The organism is Effusibacillus consociatus (assembly GCF_042652925.1).
In the GTDB taxonomy this organism is placed as follows: Bacteria; Bacillota; Bacilli; order Tumebacillales; family Effusibacillaceae; genus Effusibacillus; species Effusibacillus consociatus.
Genome location: NZ_JBHSHC010000036.1, coordinates 1 through 4887, shown reverse-complemented (window position 1 = coordinate 4887; position 4887 = coordinate 1). Strand labels below are relative to the sequence as shown.

At 39.9% G+C, this 4887-nt stretch carries 5 protein-coding genes; 2 read left to right on the top strand and 3 right to left on the bottom strand.

From position 1 onward, the window contains the following. Positions 1-108 precede the first annotated feature (108 nt). Positions 109-507, top strand: coding sequence for an RNA-dependent RNA polymerase family protein (locus ACFO8Q_RS06175; protein WP_380024859.1), 399 nt, complete (start codon positions 109-111; stop codon positions 505-507). Further along, positions 404-727, top strand: a complete 324-nt coding sequence (locus ACFO8Q_RS06170; protein WP_380024858.1) for a reverse transcriptase domain-containing protein — start codon at positions 404-406, stop codon at positions 725-727. Before ACFO8Q_RS06175 ends, ACFO8Q_RS06170 begins: the two co-directional genes overlap by 104 nt. Positions 728-805: 78 nt before the next feature. Here ACFO8Q_RS06170 and ACFO8Q_RS06165 read toward each other — a convergent pair whose 3' ends face one another. From ACFO8Q_RS06165 to ACFO8Q_RS06155, 3 genes are all read right to left on the bottom strand, one after another. Further along, complete coding sequence (locus tag ACFO8Q_RS06165) at positions 806-2044, bottom strand: MFS transporter (protein WP_380024857.1); 1239 nt, start codon at positions 2042-2044, stop codon at positions 806-808. Positions 2045-2147: 103 nt separating this feature from the next. After that, entirely contained in the window at positions 2148-3167 is a 1020-nt protein-coding gene (locus tag ACFO8Q_RS06160) for a S66 family peptidase (RefSeq protein WP_380024856.1), read from the bottom strand. Then, complete coding sequence (locus ACFO8Q_RS06155) at positions 3167-4291, bottom strand: HesA/MoeB/ThiF family protein (RefSeq protein ID WP_380024855.1); 1125 nt, start codon at positions 4289-4291, stop codon at positions 3167-3169. The genes ACFO8Q_RS06160 and ACFO8Q_RS06155 overlap by 1 nt, the downstream gene beginning before the upstream one ends. Positions 4292-4887: the final 596 nt, after the last annotated feature.

Genomic DNA, 4887 nt, shown 5'->3' with positions numbered 1-4887 from the left:
TGGCTCCAATTCGTTAACAAAGTGGCTCTCACTGATTAACTCACTGGCCTTATGGCAGTGAAATATTCAGAAATCTCCAAACATGTAGTACTAGAGGCGTTCCAACGAGTGAAAGCAAACGGAGGAGCAGCCGGAGTCGATAATGTCAGCTTGGAGAAGTTCGAGTCGAACCTGAAGAACAACCTCTATAACATTTGGAACAGAATGTCGTCCGGTAGCTACTTTCCTCCCCCTGTGAAGGCGGTTGAAATACCCAAGAAGAACGGGGGAACGCGCATCCTCGGAGTGCCTACTGTGGCCGACCGGGTTGCGCAGATGGTCGTGAAAATCTATTTTGAGCCCAAAGTGGAGCCATACTTTCACGCGGACTCATATGGATATCGACCGGGGAAATCGGCCGCCGATGCAAATGCCGGATGGATCCATAGTGGAGCGAACCAAGGGCACACCACAAGGTGGTGTGGCGAGCCCCGTATTAGCCAATCTGTTCCTACACTATGCGTTTGACAAGTGGATGGACAAGTATCATCCAGACAAACCGTTCGCTCGATATGCCGATGATGCTGTAGCGCACTGCCATAGCATGAGAGATGCACAGGAGCTTCGGGCTAGCCTTGAGCAGAGATTCAAGGAATGCGGACTGGAATTACATCCAACGAAAACACGTATCGTCTATTGTAGGGGTACGTCCGAGATACGTGTAAAATATACAGTTAGGGCTGGATAATAAATCCAACCCCACGGTTATGTTTGTATAGCGGTAGGTAGCTAAGAACGAATTTGGTGCCATCTGCCCAACAAGATGTTATGCAGGAGATGCTTGTTTTTTATTTTCAAATATTTCACTTGATTTATCTTTTCGAATTTGAAAAGATAATAGACTTACAACCACCATTACAGCGGTTATCCCTATATAAATTTTTTGAATTTCAATAAACTCTGACAACCAACCACCACTGATTCCTACAATAGGCACGATCGTCGAGTACATGAGCCAGTTTAAACTACCAACTCGACCGATAAACTCACTATCAGTAATGGTAATCGACATCGTTTGTCTCAACGAACTCTCAACCGTGAAAATCACACCTGTCCATAAATATGAGAAGATCGCTGTATATAGATTCCAAGACAAGCCAATAGCCAATATAGCCGTACTAACAAGTACAACCGTCCAAGGATACACCTTTTGTGAAAATATTTTTTTAATAAAGGGAATAGTTATTCCAGCCAATACGGAACCGATCGCAAAGGCAGCATCAATCATCCCATACCCCTTAACATCTACATGTAAAACAGATGTTGCGTAAGGAGCGAGCAACGTATTTATAATCTGAACACAAAACTGAACAAACATACCGAGGATTAGAAGGATGAGCAAAAGACGATTTTTCGTCAAATAGCGAAATCCTTCTTTATATTCATTCCACATAGAAGAACGTTTGGATATTTTACGTTGTGGATGATGAACTCCTTTACGCATTCCATACAGAAAAACTCCGGAGATCAAAAATGTGAAAGAGCTAATTACAGTAACAATTTCAGTAGAAGTAAAAGAAATTAGGAAGCCTGCAAGTCCAGTGCCGGCAATCATTCCTAGTTGTTGTGAAATTGCTTTTGTTGAATTTGCTTTTAACAGGTGCTCCGTTGGAATGATCTCTTTAATTAATCCATTCTGTGCTGGATAAAAAAAGTTACTTCCAAGTGTAATTCCAATTGTTACGACATAATAGGTCCAAACTGAATGAAAATTGAACCAAATACTAATCGGTAACAACATGACGACAAGTGCACGCCAAACATCCATCAAAACAGTAATGATACGTCTGTCATAGCGATCTGCTATAACTCCCGCGGGAACAGCCGTCAAGATTCCAGGAATAGCAGTCAATCCCAACATAATTCCCACAGGCAGTGCACTTCCTGTTAGTTGAAAAAGCGCCCACGTGACTGTAATAAAATAAATCCCTTGACCCAAAAATGAAATGGCCGTTCCAATGATCCAAAACACAAATGCACGATTGCTCCACAACGATAATCCCATATTCTAAATTCTCCTTATTTAGAGTCGATACTGATAATCTGAACGAACAGAGGATTCAACATGATGTAAAGACTCTGCTCAAACATATGTGAAAAGTGTATCTCTATAAAACAGCGGGTTCTAGGATCGTAAGTTGAGGTCGATTACAATCGGAAGCATCTAAGATGGCTTGAATACCATTAGGCAAAACCATCATTGGGTCTGTATGCCCAAAATCTGCGTCATAAACAATAGGGAAATCGTATCCACGAGTTACGATCTCTAAGATCGACTCTAACGAATCTGTCTCTGTGAAACCTACCTTACTATTGAATCGCCCAATGATGAGACCGGCAATTTGATCATAGATCCCGATTTGACGCATCTGGGTCAAATAACGATCAATCGTAGCTGGTGATTCATCCTCGTCATCTTCTAAGCATAAGATAACACCTTGAAATTTAGGGAAATATGGGGTTCCGGACAAAAGTAGCATTGTACCAATATTACCTGCTAGGATTGGACCTTTTGCAACGCCTGATTTTAAAACTTTTAGACCACTGTTTGGTTTCCTTTCTCGAATACGATCATCGTTAATATCCCATGATAGAAATTCTTCCGTCCAATGCTTACTTGGGTGTATGTCACCGATTGGTTTAGACTGCATAACCACTCTCTCAAAGCTATCCCTGGTATAACTCATCAATCCACCAAATTCACCAAACTGCGGAAGAATAGCTGGACCTAAGAAAGTTACCTGTCCTGTAATGGTATGAATGCCTATCAGTAGGGTCGTAATATCACTGTACCCCATAAGGATCTTCGGATTATCGCAAATTAGTTTATAATCCAATTGATCTAGCAACTGGTTAGAATTGTAACCGCCGATCGTGGAAATAATCGCTTTCACGTTTGGATTTGCATACATTTGATGTAAATCTTCTACTCGTTCTTGAATTGATCCAGCTGTATGACCAGTTCTCGTGAGGGCACGATTCCCAACTATAACTTCAAAACCCATTGACTGTAAGTGCGTAATTCCACGCTGAAAACGTCTTGGGCAAATCGATGCGACGGGAGAGGACGGTGAAACCACACCAATTGTGTCTCCTAGTTCTAACCTTTGCGGACGAATAACCTCCATTATACTACTCCTTTATTACGTTCTGAAATTATAGTGCTATTTCCACATTGAGGGCAATTCGGATTGCGTGGGTATTCAGTAAACTCGGTTTCCATCGTACCGGAATTTACCATGTAACGACGACCTAAGGTAACAGGTTCAGCATATCCTGTCAGATATTTGATGACCTCCATCGCTGCAAAACAAGATATGTAGCCATTTAGAGGACCAAACGAAGCAGCTTTTGCTCTGCTGTTAATCTCACGAATTTCTGGGATTCCATGAAGAGTTTCTTGTTTAATTTCATTAGAACCTTTCTCACAAATCAGACAACTCGTTTTGTTAGGAACAGTTAAAGGCCCACAAATGCCCCAATTATCGAGGTAACCAACACTGGTGTAAGGAATATTCGACTCATAACAAGCACGATCTACCCAATAATGGATACCTTCTGGTGAATCTGCGGAGAGAACAACGAAATCAGCATCTTTAATAATCTTTTTTACATTATCGACATTTTGTACCTTCTGCTCCACACTTATAAATTCAACTTTAGAATTCAGTTCTCGTAATCGTTCTTTAGCCACTGCTACTTTTTTCATTCCAACAGATTGTTCCGAATATAAGATTTGTCGAGTCAAATTGCTAAGTTCAATGTGATCATGATCAACACCAATCAACTTTCCAATTCCCGCTGCAACTAAAGCATAACTAAGCCAAGAACCGATTCCGCCCATGCCGATCAAAACAACAGTTGAGTTCTTTAACTTTTCTTGCGGAACATGTCGGTTACCTTCACAAAAAGATGAATAATACACTAAATGGCGATTATATCGATCAAACTCAATGGGACTCAAGGTGGTATCACCCAAATCCGCTTCTTCAAGAAGTCCATATTCTTGTAAATGGTCTAAAACCTCATTTATATCATGTGTACTCAAATCAGGACGATCCTTTCGGATGATCTGAATGATATCCAAGCGAGAGTTTTTCCCATCGCATAAACTTAATAGTTTTAAAAGATCTCTGTCCCCATTCACGACCTTTCCAGTGGATTTACATGCCCCAAGTTGGATCTCTATTTCTTGGTCGTTTTCAATATAATCATAAACTCTGTAAAACTCTTTAACGCGGGGTTTATTCATCTAAACCAGCTCCTTACTTCTAAAAAATTTTAAAAAGACTTTAGCTTGTCTACACGTTCACTAATCAAGCTACAAAAGACAATTTTCAGATAATGATAAAATTCAAAAAGGCATAGAATCAGGGTTCTATGCCTTTTTGAAAAAATTAGTTGAGGAAAGCTGTACGGGTAGAAGTTTTTTGCTCGTTTTTCACTTGTACTTTCATTCTAGTCACCCCTTTTTTACTATAATTTTGCCAATAGACTGAATTATATTGGCAAGTATTTATTTCAACACAACATTTGCGATTCCTTCTTAATACAACTTATTATTCCAGAAAATTTAAATAAATGTAATTTATTACTTTAATTAAAACCCCGATTTGTATTCACTGAAGTTTTGACTGTGTCCATTGATGACCATTTTAGGAGCCGAAAACAGTTATTTTGGGACTGTGGATGTACTTTTCTGTCACAGTCGAATGACAGAATAATACCTCCATTTCGGATTTGTGACAGAACACTACTACCATAACCGACTAAAAACAAGGCTCAGTTCAAATTGATTGTTGCTTAGCTAACTAACTTTTGGAGTTGGGTGTCACAAAACGTTGAAAG

Coding starts and splice junctions, on each gene's coding strand:
- ACFO8Q_RS06170 (WP_380024858.1), top strand. CDS start 404: ATGCAAATGCCGGATGGATCCATAGTGGAGCGAACCAAGGGCACACCA.
- ACFO8Q_RS06155 (WP_380024855.1), bottom strand. CDS start 4,291: ATGAATAAACCCCGCGTTAAAGAGTTTTACAGAGTTTATGATTATATT.
- ACFO8Q_RS06165 (WP_380024857.1), bottom strand. CDS start 2,044: ATGGGATTATCGTTGTGGAGCAATCGTGCATTTGTGTTTTGGATCATT.
- ACFO8Q_RS06160 (WP_380024856.1), bottom strand. CDS start 3,167: ATGGAGGTTATTCGTCCGCAAAGGTTAGAACTAGGAGACACAATTGGT.